At 69.7% G+C, this 18,712-nt stretch carries 16 protein-coding genes; 10 read left to right on the plus strand and 6 right to left on the minus strand.

Annotation, left to right across the window (positions count from 1 at the left end):
* Positions 1-77 precede the first annotated feature (77 nt).
* On the plus strand, positions 78-3,113 hold the full coding sequence (locus MRBLWH11_RS12165) for a glycoside hydrolase family 38 C-terminal domain-containing protein (RefSeq protein ID WP_341945059.1): 3,036 nt from the start codon (positions 78-80) through the stop codon (positions 3,111-3,113).
* Here the strand turns inward: MRBLWH11_RS12165 and MRBLWH11_RS12170 are convergent.
* Both MRBLWH11_RS12170 and MRBLWH11_RS12175 read right to left on the minus strand, forming a co-directional pair.
* Positions 3,101-3,343, minus strand: a complete 243-nt coding sequence (locus MRBLWH11_RS12170; RefSeq protein ID WP_116636378.1) for an acyl-CoA carboxylase subunit epsilon — start codon at positions 3,341-3,343, stop codon at positions 3,101-3,103. The genes MRBLWH11_RS12165 and MRBLWH11_RS12170 overlap by 13 nt on opposite strands.
* A complete protein-coding gene (locus MRBLWH11_RS12175; protein WP_116636377.1) occupies positions 3,340-4,938 on the minus strand; it encodes an acyl-CoA carboxylase subunit beta in 1,599 nt (532 codons plus the stop codon). Before MRBLWH11_RS12175 ends, MRBLWH11_RS12170 begins: the two co-directional genes overlap by 4 nt.
* Positions 4,939-5,103: 165 nt before the next feature.
* Here MRBLWH11_RS12175 and MRBLWH11_RS12180 point away from each other — a divergent pair, with 165 nt between their 5' ends.
* Positions 5,104-5,463: a hypothetical protein gene (locus tag MRBLWH11_RS12180; RefSeq protein ID WP_341945060.1), complete on the plus strand. Its 360-nt coding sequence runs from the start codon at positions 5,104-5,106 to the stop codon at positions 5,461-5,463.
* Positions 5,464-5,525: 62 nt separating this feature from the next.
* Here the strand turns inward: MRBLWH11_RS12180 and MRBLWH11_RS12185 are convergent, their stop codons facing one another.
* Both MRBLWH11_RS12185 and MRBLWH11_RS12190 read right to left on the minus strand, forming a co-directional pair.
* Positions 5,526-6,530, minus strand: a complete 1,005-nt coding sequence (locus tag MRBLWH11_RS12185; RefSeq protein WP_341945061.1) for a hypothetical protein — start codon at positions 6,528-6,530, stop codon at positions 5,526-5,528.
* An 80-nt stretch (positions 6,531-6,610) separates the two neighbouring features.
* A complete protein-coding gene (locus tag MRBLWH11_RS12190) occupies positions 6,611-7,303 on the minus strand; it encodes a phosphocholine cytidylyltransferase family protein (protein ID WP_116636375.1) in 693 nt (230 codons plus the stop codon).
* Between the two features lie 251 nt (positions 7,304-7,554).
* On the opposite strand from MRBLWH11_RS12190, the gene MRBLWH11_RS12195 reads away from it, so the two are divergent.
* From MRBLWH11_RS12195 to MRBLWH11_RS12205, 3 genes are read left to right on the plus strand one after another with little or no spacing between them, the layout of a single operon-like run.
* Positions 7,555-9,363 (plus strand): ATP-binding cassette domain-containing protein, encoded by a 1,809-nt coding sequence (locus tag MRBLWH11_RS12195; protein ID WP_341945062.1) that lies wholly within the window; start codon positions 7,555-7,557, stop codon positions 9,361-9,363.
* A gap of 41 nt (positions 9,364-9,404) precedes the next feature.
* Entirely contained in the window at positions 9,405-10,904 is a 1,500-nt protein-coding gene (locus MRBLWH11_RS12200) for a hypothetical protein (protein ID WP_341945064.1), read from the plus strand.
* Positions 10,905-10,944: 40 nt separating this feature from the next.
* Positions 10,945-11,211, plus strand: a complete 267-nt coding sequence (locus tag MRBLWH11_RS12205) for a DUF3039 domain-containing protein (RefSeq protein ID WP_028503536.1) — start codon at positions 10,945-10,947, stop codon at positions 11,209-11,211.
* A gap of 11 nt (positions 11,212-11,222) precedes the next feature.
* Here MRBLWH11_RS12205 and MRBLWH11_RS12210 read toward each other — a convergent pair whose 3' ends face one another.
* Positions 11,223-12,548, minus strand: a complete 1,326-nt coding sequence (locus tag MRBLWH11_RS12210) for a nicotinate phosphoribosyltransferase (protein ID WP_341945065.1) — start codon at positions 12,546-12,548, stop codon at positions 11,223-11,225.
* A 37-nt stretch (positions 12,549-12,585) separates the two neighbouring features.
* On the opposite strand from MRBLWH11_RS12210, the gene murI reads away from it, so the two are divergent.
* The 4 genes from murI to MRBLWH11_RS12230 all read left to right on the plus strand — a co-directional run bounded on the left by murI (position 12,586) and on the right by MRBLWH11_RS12230 (position 15,813).
* Entirely contained in the window at positions 12,586-13,422 is an 837-nt protein-coding gene (gene murI / locus MRBLWH11_RS12215; RefSeq protein WP_116636372.1) for a glutamate racemase, read from the plus strand.
* A gap of 33 nt (positions 13,423-13,455) precedes the next feature.
* On the plus strand, positions 13,456-14,202 hold the full coding sequence (gene rph / locus MRBLWH11_RS12220; RefSeq protein WP_116636371.1) for a ribonuclease PH: 747 nt from the start codon (positions 13,456-13,458) through the stop codon (positions 14,200-14,202).
* Positions 14,199-14,798: an RdgB/HAM1 family non-canonical purine NTP pyrophosphatase gene (gene rdgB / locus MRBLWH11_RS12225; RefSeq protein WP_341945066.1), complete on the plus strand. Its 600-nt coding sequence runs from the start codon at positions 14,199-14,201 to the stop codon at positions 14,796-14,798. Before rph ends, rdgB begins: the two co-directional genes overlap by 4 nt.
* A gap of 94 nt (positions 14,799-14,892) precedes the next feature.
* Positions 14,893-15,813 (plus strand): cation diffusion facilitator family transporter, encoded by a 921-nt coding sequence (locus MRBLWH11_RS12230; protein ID WP_341945067.1) that lies wholly within the window; start codon positions 14,893-14,895, stop codon positions 15,811-15,813.
* 6 nt (positions 15,814-15,819) lie between these two features.
* Here MRBLWH11_RS12230 and ligD read toward each other — a convergent pair whose 3' ends face one another.
* A complete protein-coding gene (ligD, locus tag MRBLWH11_RS12235; RefSeq protein ID WP_341945068.1) occupies positions 15,820-17,793 on the minus strand; it encodes a non-homologous end-joining DNA ligase in 1,974 nt (657 codons plus the stop codon).
* Positions 17,794-17,863: 70 nt separating this feature from the next.
* On the opposite strand from ligD, the gene MRBLWH11_RS12240 reads away from it, so the two are divergent.
* Entirely contained in the window at positions 17,864-18,706 is an 843-nt protein-coding gene (locus MRBLWH11_RS12240) for a Ku protein (RefSeq protein ID WP_341945070.1), read from the plus strand.
* Positions 18,707-18,712: the final 6 nt, after the last annotated feature.

Genomic DNA, 18,712 nt, shown 5'->3' on the forward strand with positions numbered 1-18,712 from the left:
GATCTCCGCGCGGGCTCTTGTCGGATTAACTCCAATCGATGTACTATCTGTGATCACCCCCAGCGATCGGATCACCGATGCATGACAACTCGGCCCTCGTCGAAGCGCGCATCCAGCGCTTCGTGCAGGAGCGTCTCCACCCCGCCGTGTACGCGCGGGCGCAGGAGCTGAAGCTCCGGTCGTGGACCGCCCCGGGGGAGCCCGTGTCGTTCGACCACGCCGTGGCGCAGGCTTTCGAGCCCTTCTCCGTCGGCGGTCCGTGGGGCCGCGCCTGGAGCACGATGTGGCTGCACGTGACCGGTGTCGTCCCGCAGGTCGCCGACGGGCAGCGGGCCGAGCTGGTGTTCGACCTCGGGTTCAACGACGCGGAGCCGGGTTTCCAGGCCGAGGGCACCGTGTACCGGCCGGACGGATCCATCGTGAAGGCCGTCGAGCCGAGGAACGCCCACGTGCCCCTGGAGGGGGCCGCGGGCGACCCGATCGATCTCTACCTCGAGGCGGCTGCGAATCCCGACGTCGCCGCGGCGTGGACCTTCGCGCCGACGCCCCTCGGGCAGTGGGAATCCGCGGGGGAGGATCCGCTCTACGTGCTCCGCCGGGCGGAGATCGCGATCCTCGATGTCACGGTCTGGGAGCTGCTGCAGGATGTGGCGGTGCTGCGAGGGCTGATGGGCGCCCTGCCGACGGAGTCGCCGCGCCGCGCCGAGATCCTCCGCGCGCTGGAGCGGATGATCGACGTGACCGACCCGGAGGACGTCGCAGGCACCGCCGCCGAGGCGCGGGCGGAACTCGTCGGGGTCCTCGCGCGCCCGGCATCCGCCTCCGCTCATTCCCTGCACGCCGTGGGGCATGCGCACATCGACTCCGCCTGGCTGTGGCCCGTCCGCGAGACGCAGCGCAAGGTGGCCAGGACGTTCTCGAACGTCCTGGCGCTGCAGCAGGAGGACCCCGACTTCGCCTTCGCCGCGTCTTCCGCCCAGCAGTACGCCTGGATGAAGCGGTTCCAGCCCGAGCTGTTCGCGCGCATGCGCGACGCGGTCGCCGCAGGGCGCTTCGTGCCGGCCGGCGGCATGTGGGTCGAATCCGACACGAACATGCCGGGTGGTGAGGCGCTGGCGAGGCAGTTCGTGCGCGGCAAGCGTTTCTTCCTGGAGGAGTTCGGCGTCGAACCGCTCGACGTCTGGCTCCCGGATTCCTTCGGCTATTCCGCGGCGCTCCCGCAGATCGCGAAGGCCGCCGGATCGCGGTGGATGCTGACGCAGAAGATGTCATGGAACGAGACCAACGTCATGCCGCACCACACATTCCTGTGGGAGGGCATCGACGGCACGCGGATCTTCACCCATTTCCCGCCGGTCGACACCTACAACGCGCAGCTCACCGGCGAGGAGCTGGCCCGCGCGGAGCGCCAGTACGCCGAGAAGGGCGCCGCGAACACCTCGCTCGTCCCGTTCGGCTACGGCGACGGAGGGGGCGGTCCGAATCGGGAGATGGTCGCGGCGGCGGCGCGGCTGCGGTCTCTCGAGGGCTCGCCGACCGTCACCCTGTCGACGCCGCGTCGCTTCTTCGAGGCGGCAGAGGCGGAGTACACGTCCCCGCCGGTGTGGTCAGGGGAGATGTACCTCGAGTTCCACCGGGGGACCTACACCTCGCAGTCCCGCACGAAGCGCGGGAACCGCCGCAGCGAGCATGCGCTGCGCGAGGCCGAGTTCTGGGCCACCTCCGCCGCGCTGCGCGGCGCGGACTACCCGTACGACGAGCTGGATGCCGCGTGGGAGACCGTGCTGCTGCAGCAGTTCCATGACATCCTCCCCGGCAGCTCGATCAGCTGGGTGCACCGGGAGGCCGAACGACGCTACGCCGAGGTGCTCGCCTCGACGGAGCGCATCATCGCAGGGTCGCTGGCCGTCGTGGCCGGCTCGGGAGACACCGAGCTGGTCGCCGACGCCGGGCCCTACGCAAGGGAGGGAACGGCGGCGATGGGGATCACCGCCGTGCAGGGTGCTGGGGTCCCTGCGGCGGTCGCGCGGACGACGGGCGGCTTCGTGCTGGAGAACGAGCACCTCACGGTCTCGATCGACGACGCGGGCCTGGTGACGTCACTCGTCACCCGCGCGACCGGGAGGGATGCGATTGCGGCGGGGGAGCGGGGGAACCTCCTCCAGCTGCATCGCGATACGCCCAGCCGATGGGATGCCTGGGATATCGACGAGCACTACCGCCGTCACGTCATCGACGTGACGGACGTGGTCTCGATCGACATCGTCCCGCATCCGTCGGCGGCGATCGTCTGCGTGGTCCGTGCGCTGGGGGGCTCACGGATCACGCAGGCTCTGACCCTCGCCTCCGGCGGGCGCGCTCTCGACATCGAGACGACGGTCGACTGGCACGAGCGCCAGAAGCTCCTGAAGCTCGCCTTCCCGTTCGACGTGCACACCGATCGCGCGACGTCGGAGATCCAGTTCGGGCACGTGCACCGCCCGACGCACACGAACACGTCCTGGGATGCGGCGCGGTTCGAGACCGTGGCGCATCGCTGGGTGCATGTGGGCGAGCCCGGCTTCGGCGTCGCCGTGGCCAATGACGCCACCTACGGCCATGACATCACGCGGACATCGCGCAGCGGCGGCGGCACCGCGACGACCGTGCGTCTGTCGCTGCTCCGCGCACCGCTCTTCCCCGATCCCGATGCGGATCAGGGGGAGCACACCTTCCGGGTGAGCGTGCGCCCGGATGCGTCCATCGCCGATGCGGTCCGCGAGGGCTACCGACTGAACCTGCCCGTGCGGGCGCTCTCCGGTGCGGGACCCGTGGCGCCGCTGCTGAGCGTGTCGTCCGACGCCGTCGTCGTCGAAGCGGTCAAGCTCGCCGAGGATCGCAGCGGAGACGTGATCGTGCGCCTGTACGAGGCGCACGGCGGGCGGGCCGCGGCGACCCTCTCGACGGCCTTCGCGTTCGGCACGGTCGTGGAGACCGACCTTCTCGAGCGCGAGGTGGATGCCGCGGCGGTCCGAGCGATCGACGGAAGCGCTGTCGACCTGGAGCTTCGCGCGTTCCAGCTCGTGACGCTCCGCTTCCGCGAGGCCGCGCTCGCGACGGCTCAGCCGGAGTAGCGTCCCCAGGGGATGTCGCGGCGCAGCGGCGTGCGGAGCGGGCGCTGCGTGCGGGTCCATGCCGAGACGCTCGGCTCGGCGGCCACGGCATCCGCGGCCTCCGACGCATACGCATCGCTGATCACGGCGATGAGAGCGGCCAGCTCCTCCTCGGTCGCGGCGCCCTGCGTGATCTCGAGAGTCGGCGGCAGCTCGTCCGGCGTCTCCGCGTGAGTGGTCGGCTCGGTCACAGCGGGATGTTCCCGTGCTTCTTCGGCGGCAGCTCGGCGCGCTTGCCGCGCAGGGCGCGCAGCGCCTTCGCGATCGAGACGCGGGTCGTCGCCGGCTCGATGATGCCGTCGAGCTCACCGCGCTCCGCAGCGAGGAACGGAGAGGCGACGTTGTACGTGTACTCGTTGGCGAGGCGCGTGCGGACCGCGGCCACGTCTTCGCCGGCCTCCTCCGCCTTCTTGATCTCGCCGCGGTAGAGGATGTTGACCGCGCCCTGTCCGCCCATGACCGCGATCTCGGCCGTCGGCCAGGCGAGGTTGACGTCGGCGCCGAGCTGCTTGGAGCCCATGACGATGTACGCGCCGCCGTAGGCCTTGCGCAGGATCACGGTGACGAGGGGCACGGTCGCCTCGGCGTAGGCGTAGAGGAGCTTCGCACCGCGGCGGATGACGCCGGTCCACTCCTGGTCGGTGCCGGGGAGGTAGCCGGGAACGTCGACGAGCGTCACGATCGGGATGGAGAAGGCGTCGCAGAACCGCACGAAGCGACTGGCCTTCTCGCCCGCCTCGATGTTCAGCGTGCCGGCCATCTGCGACGGCTGGTTCGCGATGATGCCGACCGAGCGGCCCTCGATACGGCCGAAGCCGATGACGATGTTGGGCGCGAAGAGCGGCTGGACCTCGAGGAAGTCGCCCTGGTCGACGACGTGCTCGATGACGGTCTTGATGTCGTACGGCTGGTTCGCCGAGTCCGGGACGATCGTGTTCAGCGTGCGATCGGCATCCGTCGTCTCGAACTCGAAAGCGCTCTCGTACGACGGCAGCTCGGCCATGTTGTTGTCCGGGAGGAAGCCGAGGAGCGTGCGCGCGTAGTCGATCGCGTCGTCCTCGTCCTCGGCGAGGTAGTGCGCCACGCCCGAGCGCGTGTTGTGGGTGTACGCCCCGCCGAGCTCCTCCATGCCGACGTCCTCGCCGGTCACGGTCTTGATCACGTCCGGGCCGGTGACGAACATCTGGCTGGTCTTGTCGACCATGATGACGAAGTCCGTGAGGGCGGGGGAGTACACCGCTCCACCCGCGGCCGGGCCCATGATGATCGAGATCTGCGGGATCACGCCGGATGCGCGGGTGTTCAGTCGGAAGATCTCGCCGTACTTGCCGAGAGCGACGACGCCCTCCTGGATTCGCGCGCCACCCGAGTCGAGGATGCCGATGCACGGCATGCCGCCGGCCAGCGCGAACTCCATGATCTTGATGATCTTCTCGCCGGCGACCTCGCCGAGCGAGCCGCCGAAGGTCGAGAAGTCCTGCGAGTACACGGCGACGGTGCGGCCGTGGATGGTGCCGACGCCCGTGACGACCGAGTCGCCGTAGGGACGGGACCGGTCCATCCCGAACGCGGTCGTGCGGTGGCGCACGTACTCGTCGAACTCGACGAAGCTCCCCGGGTCGACGAGGAGCTCGATGCGCTCGCGGGCCGTCATCTTGCCCTTGGCGTGCTGCTTCTCCTTCGCCTTCTCCTCGGCGTCGACGACGGCCTCGGTGTAGCGAGCGCGAAGATCCGCGATCTTGCCGGCAGTGGTAAAGAGGTCGGGCTTGTCCGTCACGGATTCCACCCTAGCGCCGGGTCGGCCCCGTCCGTTGGATGCTCGGCACAACGGGCCGCCCGATCCTTTGGCGCTCTTCTGAGTGTCGAGCCGGATGAACCTTTCCCTGCTCGATCGCGTCACTCCTCATGACCGGACTCGCCGAGGCCGGCGACCAGAATCAGGAGGACCACCATGAAGCGCACGATCGCTCTCGCCCTTTCCACCGTCTCCCTCGCCGCCGGCGCCGTGGCGCTCGGTGCCCTTCCGGCACAGGCCGACACCGGCTGCGACGCCGGCGCCGTGTGCTACGTGCTGGACGGCGTCATCCAGGCCGAGGTCCGCCCCGGTGTCAAGCCGTCGTCATCGTTCGACCAGGTCATCAACAACTCGTCGTCGAGCGTGCGCATCAGCTGGGCCGGCTTCGGCGAGAGCTCGTTCATCGAGGGGTACACCGTCTCCACCATGTCCAACGACCTCGTGCGACCCGGCTCGACCCTCGACCTCGGTGCCGCCACCGCGACGACGGTCTACAGCATCCGGATCATCCGCTGATCGTGTGTCTCGGCCGGGCGCCGCGTGACAGCTCGACCCGGTCGAGACCGCGGGCGGGATCCTCAGCCGGTGGGGGTACCTGAGGAGGAGTCGAGCCCGGAGAGATCGTGACCGCCACGCGCTCCCTCGTCTCCGCCGCGCTCGAGTTCCGGTGCGTCGTGTCGGTGACCGCGTCGCGTCGTCACCTCACCGACCTTGCGGCCGGCCCAGCCGACCCCGCGCACAGCGGTGCCGGCGGCACCCGCGACGGCGCTCCCGGCGAACCGCGCACCGCGCAGCATGCGAAGCTCGAGCTTCTCGGCGCCCTCGACCGGTTCGAGCTCGAGAGGCAGGTCGACGGGAGCAGCGCCGAACGCCTTGTGCGATGTCGTGAGCACGCGACGGCCGAGGATGTGGTTGCCCGTGCCGCCGATCGCGGCACCGATCCCGAACGGGAGCGCCTTGCCGATGACCGAAGCTCCTCCCTTCGCCGCGAACTGCTTGACGAACATGCTCTTGAGCCGGTCGACCAGCGGGCCGACGGCAGCGCGCGGGAGCGACTTGGTCACCAGTTCGCCCCAGTAGGACGATCGGCTTCCGCCGCGGCCGGCGACCTGACCGGCGAGCTGGCCGACGAGTTCCACGCCCTCCTTGCCCAGCATCAGGGTCATCACCAGGGCGCGGGCGCGATCGGGATTCGCGATCGCGATGCCGTGCACCTCGGCGACGGACTGGGCGAACAGCGCCGTCGATTCGACGAAGCCGACCGTCTCGACGCCCGAGAGTGCGAGCGTGACCCCGGTGCCGATGCCCGGGACGACCGCCGTCGCGCCGACCGCCGCGCCACCCGTCGTGACGGCGGCGAGGTACCGCCGCTCGAGGATGCGGATGATCTCGGCCGGTGTCGCGTGCGGGTTGCGGAGGCGGATGCTGCGGATGTGGGCGAGCACGAGGGGGCGCTGGATGGAGAGCACACGATCGAGCCCGCGCACCATCATCGGATGCTCGGGGGATCCGGCCGGTGGCACGCCCTTGTCCCAGGGAGAGTCATCCGGCAAGGAGTGGATCTTGTGCACCTTGGGGGCCATGACCTGATCCTACGAAGTCAGACCGCGAAAACGCCGAACGCCCGGATCCTGGTGGGGATACGGGCGTTCGGGAGAGGCGATCAGACGAAGAGGTTCGCCCGCTCGAGGTCTTCCGCGAAGTCGATCTCGACCGCGTAGAGGTCGGAGACGTCCATCGGCTCGAGGAGCAGGCCGTCTTCGGCGATCGCGAGTTCGAGACCGCGCTCGAAGTAGTCCTGGTCCTCGACGCGCTGAAGCTGGCGCATGAACGCCTTCTTGTTCGCCGCGGAGATGTAGTTGATGCCGACGGCTTCACCGAGTCCGCCCTTGACGGTCTTGGACAGCTCGTTGATGAAGCCTTCCGCCGTGACGGTGTACTTCACCTCTTCGTCGCTGACCTTCGAGGTGTTGACCGTGACGAACGACTGGTCGCGCTCGATGTACGCGGCCGCACGGCCGAGGATCATCGGGTCGAAGACCACGTCGCCGTTCATCCACAGCACGCCGTTCTTGCCGGTGGCGGCAAGCGCACGGAGCAGGCTCTTCGAGGTGTTGGTCTCGTCGTAGCGCTCGTTGTGGACGTAGTTGACGGTCGGGAAAGCCTCGATGATCGTCTCGGCACGGTATCCGACGACCGTGGTGATGCGTGCGTCGGAGCCGAAGGCGGCCCGGATGTTGTCGTGCTGCTGGCGCATGATCGTGCGGCCGTCGCTCAGCTCGGTCAGCGGCTTCGGCAGCGCGCGACCCAGGCGTGAGCCCATGCCTGCTGCGAGAATGACGGTTTGAAGAGTCACGAGTGCTCCTAAGGGGAAGTTGTGTTCACGGCCGGTTCACCGGCCAGACACCTCATCGTGCCGCGTTCATGGTATCGATTCCGGCTGGGAAGCCCCGGGGATCGATGGCCCCGTTGTCATTTCGTGATCGACTACACACGCAACACTCAGGGTAGACGAACACGCCCGATGTGCGCGGAATCTGCGAGATCCGAGCGCGGATTGTGTCGCTGCGCCATCGGCGGAGGGCAACCCATTGATACCGTAGGACGGTGACTCCTTCCCCTGACGACCGCACCGACCAGGTGGACGATTCCGAGACCCCGCCGAAGAAGGCATCATCGGCGCGTGCGTCGACGGCGAAGCCGGGCGCCGCGGGTCGCCCCGCGACCAAGAAGGCGCCGGCCAAGAAGGCGCCGGCCGCGCGGACTCCTGCCAGGAAGACGACGCCGCGGACGCCGGCGAAGGCCTCGGCGGAGACCGCTGCCCCGACCGGCGAGGTCGTGATCGAACCCGCCGTCAAGCTGGTGGTCGATGCACCGACGCAGACCGCCGCGGCGGCGCGCACCACCGCCGCTGCCCGCGCGGCGGCAGCGAAGAACACCGCGGCCAGGTCAGCCGCGGCGAAGTCCACCAAGCCCGCGGCGCGCGCGGCCACGGCGAGGGCCGCGGCCACGAAGCCGGCGGTCTCAGGTGCCAAGGCGCCGGCAGCCAAGGCACCGACCGCCAAGCAGACGAGTGCGAAGACCTCCGCGGCCAAGACCGTCGCCGCGAAGTCCGCCGCGGCGAAGTCGGCGGCGGCCAAGACGACCGCTCGCACGGCATCGGCACGCTCGGCCTCGGCGAAGACAGCCGCGGCGAAGGCGGCGGCAGCCAAGGCGACCGCGGCCAAGGCTGCGGCGGCCGAGAAGGCGGCAGAGGAGAAGGCTGCAGCAGACGAGCTCGATTCGAGCCTGTCTCCGGTCGTCGAGGGCGCTCCGTCCGTCGACGATGCGACGTCCGCTCCCGAACCCGCTCGTGCTGAGGAGGCGCCGACGCCGCAGGAGCTGGTCGTCGAGGCGTCGGCCCCGGCCGAGCCTGTGGTCGAGGAGCCTGTCGCAGCCGCATCGGACGTCGAGGATCCCGCCGCCGAGCCCGCGGTCGAGGAGCTCGTGGTCGAAGAGCCGTCCGTAGAGGAGGCGGAGCTGGAAGAGGCGCTCGCCGATGCCTCCGTCGCGGACGAGGCCGTCGTCGAGACACCGGCCGACGCCGTCTCCGGAGCGGACGCGGAGTCCGACGACGCGGCATCCGACGCCGTGGGCCCGTTCGGCGAGGCGGCCGCCACCGTCGCGATCAGCATCCGCGGACTCGTCAAGCAGTTCGGCGACAACCACGCCGTCGACGGGATCGACCTCACGGTTCCCGCCGGCTCGTTCTACGGGATCGTCGGTCCGAACGGTGCGGGCAAGACCACGACCCTGTCCATCGTCGCCGGCCTCCTGCGTCCGGACGCGGGCAGCGTGGTGATCTGCGGCATCGACCAGGCCAGGCAGCCGCTCGCGGCGAAGCGGGTGATGGGTGTCCTGCCGGATCGGCTCCGCACGTTCGACCGGCTCACGGGCCGTCAGCTCCTCTACTACTACGGCCTTCTGCGCGGCCTGGCCGCGGACGTCATCGAGAAGCGTGCCGCCGACCTCGCACGCGCCTTCGACCTCGGCGATGCCCTGAGCCGTGTCGTCTCCGACTACTCGGCGGGCATGACGAAGAAGATCATGCTCGCAGGGGCCATGATCCACTCGCCGCGCGTCCTGGTGCTCGACGAGCCGTTCGAGTCGGTCGACCCCGTCTCCTCGGCGGTCATCCTCGACATCCTCCGCGCCTACGTGTCGCACGGCGGCACCGTGATCCTCTCCAGCCACGGGATGGATCTCGTCGAGCGCGTGTGCTCCCGGGTCGCGATCATCGTCGGCGGTGAGGTGCTCGCCGAGGGCACGATCGACGAGGTGCGGGCCGGGCAGACGCTCGAGTCGCGCTTCGTCGAGCTCGCCGGCTCCAGCGGAGAGGTGGAGGGGCTCGAGTGGCTGCACACGTTCTCCGACTGAGGTTCGCACTTCTGATCGGATCGCTGCGCGGAGAACGTCGGGTGCGCACCCTCGTCACCTTCGCCGCGGTCGTCGCGGTCACGGTGGCCGTGTGCCTCGCCGTCTTCAGCCTCGCCGACGCTCCGGTGCCGGTCGCCCGCGCCGTCACCGTGCTCGGGGGAGCAGCGCTCCTGCTCGGCTTCCTCGTCGGACCGATCCTCGTCGGCGCGGTGGACCAGCTCGATCCGCGCCGGTTCGCCGTCTTCGGCGTCGACGAGCGACGGATGCCCTGGGTCCTCACCCTCGCCGCCTTCGTGAGCGTGCCGAGCCTGGCGCTCCTCGCCGTGTACATCAGCGTCTGCATCGTCGCCATCGAACTGGGCGCCCCGTGGCCGCTGGCCGTGCTCATGACGATCGTCGGCGTGGTCACCACGGTGCTCACGGCTCGCGTCGGCATGGCGATCAACGCGCTGCTGCTCCCGGAGCGCCGTTCCCGCGAGCTCACCGCACTGTTCGCGCTCGCTCTCATCGTGATCGCCTTCCCCGTGGCGGTCTTCTTCGCCTCACTGCGCTGGGACGGACACGTTCCGGCATCGCTAGCAGCGCTGACCACCAGTGTCGGATTCACTCCGCTCGCCGCGTCGCCCGGCTTCCTCTTCGCGGTCGCCGCCGACGCCTCGGCGATGGCCTGGATCAGTGGGCTCGTCGCCGTGGCGACCGCGATTCTGCTGTGGGTCGTGTGGGCCTGGCTCGTCCGCCGTCTCCTGACGACCACCGAACGTCCCGTGGCATCCCGCGAGCGGACCGGTCTCGGCTGGTTCGGGCTTCTCCCTTCGAACGCCTTCGGCGCGATCGCCGCACGCAGCCTCGTCTACTGGCTGCGTGACCGCCGATACATCATGAACACCATCGTGGTCCCCGTGGCGGGCGTGCTGACGATCCTCCCGCTGATCGTCGCCGGCGTTCCTCTCGAGATCGCCGCGCTCGTCCCGGTCCCCGTGATGGCGCTGTTCTTCGGATGGCTGCCGCACAACGACGTCGCCTACGACTCCACCGCGCTGTGGACGCATGTCGCCAGCGGCATCCGCGGCCTCCCGGATCGGCTCGGCCGACTCGTGCCGGTGCTGCTGGTGGCCATCCCCGTGCTCGCGATCGCCATCCCGCTCACGCTGCTGCTGATCGGGGACTGGCGTCTGCTGCTGCCGCTCACCGGTCTCGCCGGCAGCCTGCTGTTCTCCGCGCTCGGCATCTCGAGCATCGTCTCCGTCGTCGCTCCCTACGCCGTGTCGCGACCGGGCGACAGCCCGTTCCAGCAGCCGCAGCGGCCGACCTCGCGCGGCATCTACGGCCCGGCGGCCGCCTTCCTCGGCGCGATCGTGCTGAGCCTGCCGACCGCCTGGCTGTTCGCTCTGACGATCGCCGAGGGCTCGTCGTACGCGCCGGCCGCTTTCTGGGTCGGGCTGCTGTCGGGCCTGGTCGTGCTCTGGCTCGGCGCCGTCATCGGCGGACGCATCTTCGAGCGCAGCGGGGAGCGGTTGATGGAGTTCGTCGAGACCGCGTGACGACCGCCCGCAGGCGACTCGACGCGGCTAGACTCACGGGATGAGTACTCCGCTGGACAGCCCCGATCAGGGCGGCGTGGCAACGCTTGATCGCGAACTGGAAGAGCTTCTCCGCGAGGAGAACCTCGAACCGGGCGACCATGAGCGCTTCTCGCATTATGTGAAGAAGGACAAGATCCTCGAGTCGGCGATCACCGGCAAGCCGGTGCGCGCCCTGTGCGGCAAGAAGTGGACGCCGGGTCGTGACCCGGAGAAGTTCCCGATCTGCCCCACGTGCAAGGAGATCTACGAGTCGATGGTCGGCTGAGCCGACCCGATTCAGCGCGCCTCGACGTAGACCGTCGGGATCGCCGGGTCCGACTTGCTGAGGGCGAGAGCCCGCACCGGGAGCTCCTCGCGCACGCGCAGATGATGCGCGCGCGCCGCAGCGGTACCGGCCACGCCCTCGTGAGCGGTGTCGATGTCGCCCGCCTCGACGAACGTCACCTGCAGCGGACGACCGTCCGGATGCTCGGCAGGCGTGTCCAGCTCTTCGAATCCATCGGAGACGACCACGGTCTCCGCAGAGGCGACGCCGTCGGCGAGGGTGCGGAACGCCGCCTTCCGTCCGCCATACGAGGCCTTGTCGGCCGAGGCCTTCGCCACCCCGATCCAGGCGCCGGTGGAGTCCTGCCTGGCCACGAGCTTGTAGACCATGCTCGCGGTCGGGTAGCCCGAGCCCGTCACGACGGAGGTACCCACGCCGTAGGCGTCGACAGGCGAGGCCGCGAGGGCCGCGATCGCGTACTCGTCGAGATCGCTGGTCACGGTGATGCGCGTGTTCGTGGCGCCGAGCTCGTCGAGCTGCGCGCGGACCTCTCCGGCCACGATCGGAAGGTCGCCGGAGTCGATGCGCACACCGCCCAGGTCGGTGCCCGCGATGCGGATCGCGGTCTCGACGCCCGTGCGGATGTCGTAGGTGTCGACGAGGAGAGTCGTGCCTACGCCCATGCTCTCGACCTGCGCGCGGAAGGCGTCCTCCTCGGAGTCGTGCAGCAGAGTCCAGGAGTGCGCGGCGGTGCCCATCGTGGGGATGCCCCAGCTGCGGCCGGCCTCGAGGTTGCTGGTCGCACCGAAGCCGGCGATGTAGGCGGCACGCGCCGCGGCGACGGCGGACCGCTCGGCGGCGCGACGGGAACCCATCTCGGCCAGCGGGCGCTCTCCGGCGGCGATGCTCATGCGCGCGGCGGCGGTCGCCACGGCGGAGTCGTGGTTGAGCACGCTCAAGGCGAGGGTCTCGAGGATCACGGCGTCGGCGAAGGTGCCCTCGACGGTGAGGATCGGCGACCCGGGGAAGTAGAGCTCGCCCTCGCGGTAGCCGCTGATCGACCCCGTGAAGCGGTAGTCCTCGAGGTGCTTCAGCGACGCGGCATCCACGACCTCCTCGTCGCGCAGGAACCGCAGCTCGTCGTCGCCGAAGCGGAACTCACGGAGCAGTCCGAGCAGGCGCCCGGTTCCGGCCACCACACCGAAGCGGCGGCCGCCGGAGAGGCGGCGGGAGAACAGCTCGAAGACGCTCGGACGGAAGGCCGTCCCGTCCCGGAGCGAGGCCGCGAGCATCGTGAGCTCATAGCGATCGGTGAGCAGCGCCGTCGACGTGGTCATGCGCTCAGCATAGTGAGGCCCGGTAGGCTGGGGAGTCATGAACGACGCGCCGATCGGAATCTTCGACTCCGGTGTCGGCGGGCTCACGGTGGCCAGAGCCATCCGCGCCCAGCTGCCCCGTGAATCGTTCGTGTACATCGGCGACACGGCGCACTCGCCGTACGGCCCGAAGCCCATCGCCGACGTGCGCCGCTACGCTCTCGAGGTGCTCGACACGCTCGTCGATCAGGGCGTGAAGATGCTCGTGATCGCCTGCAACACGGCATCCGCCGCCATGCTGCGCGATGCTCGCGAGCGCTACGACATCCCCGTCGTCGAGGTGATCGGCCCGGCGGTGCGCCGCGCGGTGTCGACGACGCGCAACGGGCGCGTCGGAGTGATCGGTACCGTCGGCACGATCGGTTCGCGCGCGTACCAGGACATGCTCGAGGTGAACGAGCGCTTGGAGGTGTTCACGGCGGCATGCCCGCGGTTCGTCGAGTTCGTCGAGGCCGGGATCACGGGAACCCCTGAGGTGCTCGCCGTCGCCGAGGAGTATCTCGCGCCGCTGCGGGACGCCGGTGTCGACACGCTTGTGCTCGGCTGCACCCACTACCCGTTCCTGCGTGGGGCGATCAGCTACGTCATGGGCGAGGGCGTCACGCTCGTCTCGAGCGACGACGAGACGGCGGGGGATGTCTACCGGCAGCTGGTCCGCGGCGACCTGCTGGCCTCGCCGGATGCGGCCTCGACCTACGTCTACGAGGCGACCGGAGCGTCCGCCGACGACTTCACCGCCCTGGCGAACCGACTGATGGGCCGCGAGGTCCGCGACGTGCAGCTCGTGCAGACCGGCGTGATCACTCTTCCCGAGTCCGTCTCCGAATCCCTCTGATCCGGCTCGACCACCCCTACCCGAAAGAAGCACATGACCGACATCGTCCGGGCCGACGGCCGCTCCACCGACCAGCTCCGCGAGATCACGATCGAGCGCGGCTGGAGCGCGCACGCCGAAGGCTCCGCACTGATCAGCTTCGGCGGCACGAAGGTGCTGTGCACGGCATCCTTCACCAACGGCGTGCCGCGCTGGCTCACCGGCAAGGGCAAGGGCTGGGTCACGGCCGAGTACTCGATGCTGCCGCGCGCCACGAACAGCCGCAACGACCGCGAGAGCGTGAAGGGCCGCATCGGCGGACGCACGCACGAGATCTCCCGGCTCATCGGCCGGGCCCTGCGCGCGGTCGTCGACACCAAGGCGCTCGGCGAGAACACGATCGTCATCGACTGCGATGTGCTGCAGGCCGACGGCGGCACCCGGACCGCGGCGATCACCGGCGCCTACGTCGCCCTCGCGGACGCGATCGAGTGGGGTCGCGAGAAGAAGTTCATCGGCAAGAACTCGACCCCTCTGCTCGACTCCGTCGCTGCGGTGTCCGTCGGCATCATCGACGGCGAGCCGATGCTCGATCTGGCCTATGTCGAAGACGTGCGCGCCGAGACCGACATGAACGTGGTCGTCACCGGCCGCGGTCTCTTCGTCGAGGTGCAGGGCACGGCCGAGGGCGCTCCCTTCGACAAGCGCGAGCTGGATGCGCTGCTCGAGCTCGGCCTCGCCGGCTGCGCCGACCTGAAGGATCACCAGCTGACGGCGCTGGCCGCCGCGGCAGGCGAATGACGATGAAGGTCGTCCTCGCGACCCACAACCCGCACAAGGTCGCGGAGTTCCAGCAGATCGTCGCGCAGACGCGTCCGGATCTCGAGATCGTCGGCTACGACGGTCCCGAGCCGGTCGAAGACGGCGTGACGTTCGCCGCGAACGCGCTGATCAAGGCGCGCGCCGCGGCAGCCCACACCGGCCTCGCCGCGCTGGCCGACGACTCCGGGATCTGCGTCGATGTGCTCGGCGGATCTCCCGGCGTGTTCTCCGCGTACTGGGCGGGGCAGAAGAAGGATGCCGCGGCGAACCTGGAGCTGCTCCTGGACCAGCTGCGCGACGTCGCCGATCCGCACCGCACTGCGCACTTCACGTCGACCATCGCCCTCGTCACGCCCGACGGTCGCGAGGAGGTCGTCGAAGGCCTCTGGCCGGGGCGGCTCGCGCACTCCGCGTCCGGCGGCGGAGGGTTCGGCTACGACCCGATCTTCGTCCCCGACGGCCAGCCTGAGGGGAAGGAGCGCACGGTGGGCGATTTCACGGCGGAGGAGAAGCAGGCGCAGTCGCACCGCGCACGGGCATTCGCCGAGCTGATGCCGCTGCTGGAGGGGCTCTGAGGGGAGCGAGCTCCTGCTGAGACTGGTTCTCGTTACCCTTCCCGACTAGGCGGAATCGCCCTCTGGGCCCTCTCTGCCGGTCTAGCCTGGGGGCATGCACGATCACGCACCCGCCGCCGGCGGCATCCGCTCGGCGAGCAGCAGACGCCTCCTGGCGATCTCGCTGTCGCTGACCGCGACCGTCATGATCGTGCAGGTCGTCGGAGCGATCCTCACCGGCTCCCTCGCGCTGCTCGCCGACGCGGCGCACATGTTCACGGATGCTTCGGCGCTCGTGATCGCGCTCATCGCGGCATCCGTCGCCGCGCGTCCGGCCGATGACCGGCGCACGTTCGGCTATCAGCGGGCCGAGGTCTTCGGCGCTCTGATCAACGCCGTGATCCTGATCGCCCTGGCGGCCTGGGTCGCCGTCGAGGGCATCGGGCGCCTCATCGATCCGAGCGAGGTCGAGGTCGCCGGCGGGCTCATGCTCGTCGTCGCCGTCGTGGGTCTGATCGCCAACGCGATCTCGATGTGGCTGCTGAGCCGCGCCCAGCGCACCAGCATCAACGTGCGCGGCGCGTACCTGGAGGTCATGGGCGACCTGATCGGCTCTGCCGCGGTCATCGTGGCCGCGGTGATCATCCTGACCACGGGATGGATGGCGGCGGACGCCATCGCCTCGCTGTTCATCGCCGCGATGATCATCCCTCGGGCGATCGCGCTGCTACGCGAGGTGTTCTCGGTGCTCGCCGAGTCCGCGCCGAAAGGCACGGCGGTGAGCGAGATCCGCACGCACCTGCTCGCGTACGAGGGCGTCACCGGCGTGCACGACGTGCACGTCTGGCAGCTCACCCGTGGCGCCCCGGTGTTCACGGCGCACGTCAGCGTGGATCCGGCGCTCCTGGCCGATGGGCGCTCGGCGAAGCTGCTCTCCGAGATGCAGGCCTGCCTCGCGGATCATTTCGACGTGGAGCATTCGACGTTCCAGATCGAACCGGCCGAGCAGTCCGACTGCGAGCCGCACCACGCCTGACCGTCGTCAGGGTTCGACGACGATCTCGTCGGCTGTCTTGTCGGGCCGCAGACCTCGCCACCGCGCGTGCCGGAGAACGCCGTCGGGCGTCCAGTTCGCGAACTCGACTTCCCCGACGAGCTCCGGCCGCACCCACAGTGCATCGGAGGCATCGGGCGCCGGCACCCCGTCGAGCGGGGCAGAGGGCACGCGCAGCGGTTCGAGGCGGGTGAGGAGATCGCGCAGGATGCGCTCGGTGAACCCCGTGCCCACGCGTCCGACGTAGCGCAGCTCGCGACCGTTCGCTGGGTCCGGCACCGCGAGCAGCAGCGAGCCGAGCGTGCTCTCCCTGTCGCCCTTGCCGGGACGGATGCCGACGATCACGGCCTCCTGCATGCGCGTGTGCTTGAGCTTCAGCCAGGAGGGCGATCGCAGTCCCGGCCGGTACCGCGATGCCGGGTCCTTCGCGACGACACCCTCGAGACCGAACTGCTCACTGGCCGCGAGGGCGGCGTCGACGTCGTCGAAGACCGGCGGGACCTGGATCGGCGCGTCCAGGTCGGCGACGAGGTCCTCCAGCAGGGTGCGGCGCTGGTGCAGCGGCATCGACGTCAGGTCGTGCCCGTCGAGGCGCAGCAGGTCGAACAGCATGTAGACGATCGGCGTGCGCACCACCTCCCGCTCGATCTCGCGCAGTCGCGTGAGGTGCATCCGGTTCTGCAGCAGGGAGAAGCTCGGCCGGCACTGAGCGTCGAAGGCGACGATCTCACCGTCGACCAGGGCGTCCGTGGCAGGGAAGAACGGAGCGCCATCGGCGGTGAGTTCGGGGTAGCGCGCCGTGATGTCGGTTCCGCGGCGCGCGTGCAGCAGCATCCGTCCGTCCGCCCACGTTCCCATCGCGCGGATGCCGTCCCATTTGACCTCGACCCACGACGGGTCGCTGAGTGCGCGGGCGAGCGCGGGGGTGCCGTTCTCGGCGAGCATGGGCGCGAGAGTGGCGGTGGTCGTCCCGGACGCCGGTGCGGCGGCGATCCGCGGATGTCGCGAGGACCGTCGGGGAACGGCGGGCGCCGCCGCCGGAGCGGATGCCGGGGGAGAGGCCGGGACCACGGGCTCCGGCCGTAACGCCGCCAGCGGGTCGATGCCGTCCGCGGCGCGGGAGAGCACCTCGTCGATGTCGAGCTGCGCCAGGTCGGGATCGTCGAGCTCGTCCCAGGTGCGTGGGGCGGCGACCCACGGCTGCGCGCGGCCGCGCAGCGAATAGGGCGAGATCGTCGTCTTCTTGCCGTTGTTCTGGCTCCAGTCGAGGAACACCTTTCCGCCGCGGACCGCCTTCGACATGACGCTCGTCGCGAGGTCGGGGTGCTCGTTCTCGATGAGCCGCGCGAGCTCCTTCACCACGGCCGAGATCTCGTGGCTGGTCTGCTCGCCGGGAAGGGCGGCGTACAGGTGGATGCCCTTGCTGCCGCTCGTGACGGGAAGAGGGTCGAGCCCCATGTCGGAGAGGATGCCGCGGGCGATGCGGGCGACCTCGGCGCACTGCGCGAGACCCACGCCCGGCCCCGGATCGAGGTCGAGCACGAGTCGGTCGGGACGTCCGGGGAGGCCATCGGGGGCGAAGCGCCATTGGGGAACGTGCAGCTCGATCGCGGCGACCTGCGCGAGCCACACCAGAGTCGGCACGTCTTCGACGAGCGGATACTCCTTGGGTCCGTCGGAGTGCTGGATCGCCTGCCGCGGGATCCACTCCGGGGCTCCCGGCTCGAGCTGCTTCGTGAAGAACGCGTCGGCCGGAGCATCCGCCGTTCCGACCCCCTCCACCCACCGCTTGCGCGTGACCGGGCGGCCGTCGAGGAGGGGGAGCAGAAGCGGAGCGATCGCGGAGTAGTACGCGATGACCTCGCCCTTGGTGGTGCCGGTCTCGGGGTAGACGACCTTGTCGAGATTGGTCACGCGCAGACGGCGGCCGTCGACCTGCACCACCTGCGCTTCTCCGACCATGGAGCAAGCGTAGCCAGCCGCCGTCGTCAAGGGCTGGCCGTGACGGGTGTGGCTGGTGTTCACTGGGGGAATGAGGACGATCTGGAAGGGCGCGTTGACGTTCGGGCTCGTGAACGTGCCGGTGAAGGTGTATTCGGCGACGGAGGACCACGACGTGCCGCTGCATCAGGTGCACGAGAAGGACGGCGGGCGCATCCGCTACCAGCGCACGTGCGAGGTGTGCGGAGAGACCGTCGCCTACGCCGACATCGACAAGGCGTATGTCGAGGAGGGGCAGACGGTCGTGCTCACCAAGGACGACCTCGCCGCGCTGCCGGCGGAGAAGAGCCGCGAGATCGACGTCGTCGAGTTCGTGCCCTCCGATCAGGTCGATCTGCTGACGCTCGACAAGCCGTACTACCTCGAGCCCGACTCGAAGTCGGCGAAGGCCTACGTGCTGCTGCGCAAGACGCTCGAGCAGACCGACCGGACCGCGATCGTGCGCTTCACGCTGCGGCAGAAGACCCGGCTCGCGGCCCTGCGCGTGCGCGGAAAGGTGCTCGTGCTGCAGACCCTGCTCTGGGCTGACGAGGTGCGCGAGGCCGAGTTCCCCGCGCTCGACGAGGACGTGCGGATCTCGAAGAAGGAGCTCGAGATGTCGGCCGCCCTGGTCGACAGCTACTCGGCCGACTTCGATCCCGAAGCCTTCGTCGACGAGTACCAGAAGGAGCTGCGCACCCTCATCGACGCGAAGATCGAGGCAGGCGAGAGCTTCGAGATCGCCGACAGCTTCGGCGAAGCGGATGCCGACAGCAAGGGCGGCGAGGTCATCGACCTCATGGAGGCGCTGCGCGAGAGCGTCGCGCGATCCAAGGAGAAGCGCGCGAGCGAGAAGCCGGCGAAGGCGAAGAAGCCGGCGAAGAAGACCGGCTGACCGCGC

It is taken from the genome of Microbacterium sp. LWH11-1.2 (assembly GCF_038397745.1).
Classification (GTDB): domain Bacteria; phylum Actinomycetota; class Actinomycetes; order Actinomycetales; family Microbacteriaceae; genus Microbacterium.

Coding starts and splice junctions, on each gene's coding strand:
- MRBLWH11_RS12205 (WP_028503536.1), top strand. CDS start 10,945: ATGAGTACTCCGCTGGACAGCCCCGATCAGGGCGGCGTGGCAACGCTT.
- MRBLWH11_RS12210 (WP_341945065.1), bottom strand. CDS start 12,548: ATGACCACGTCGACGGCGCTGCTCACCGATCGCTATGAGCTCACGATG.
- ligD (WP_341945068.1), bottom strand. CDS start 17,793: ATGGTCGGAGAAGCGCAGGTGGTGCAGGTCGACGGCCGCCGTCTGCGC.
- MRBLWH11_RS12165 (WP_341945059.1), top strand. CDS start 78: ATGCATGACAACTCGGCCCTCGTCGAAGCGCGCATCCAGCGCTTCGTG.
- MRBLWH11_RS12230 (WP_341945067.1), top strand. CDS start 14,893: ATGCACGATCACGCACCCGCCGCCGGCGGCATCCGCTCGGCGAGCAGC.
- MRBLWH11_RS12185 (WP_341945061.1), bottom strand. CDS start 6,530: ATGGCCCCCAAGGTGCACAAGATCCACTCCTTGCCGGATGACTCTCCC.
- MRBLWH11_RS12240 (WP_341945070.1), top strand. CDS start 17,864: ATGAGGACGATCTGGAAGGGCGCGTTGACGTTCGGGCTCGTGAACGTG.
- rph (WP_116636371.1), top strand. CDS start 13,456: ATGACCGACATCGTCCGGGCCGACGGCCGCTCCACCGACCAGCTCCGC.
- murI (WP_116636372.1), top strand. CDS start 12,586: ATGAACGACGCGCCGATCGGAATCTTCGACTCCGGTGTCGGCGGGCTC.
- MRBLWH11_RS12180 (WP_341945060.1), top strand. CDS start 5,104: ATGAAGCGCACGATCGCTCTCGCCCTTTCCACCGTCTCCCTCGCCGCC.
- rdgB (WP_341945066.1), top strand. CDS start 14,199: ATGACGATGAAGGTCGTCCTCGCGACCCACAACCCGCACAAGGTCGCG.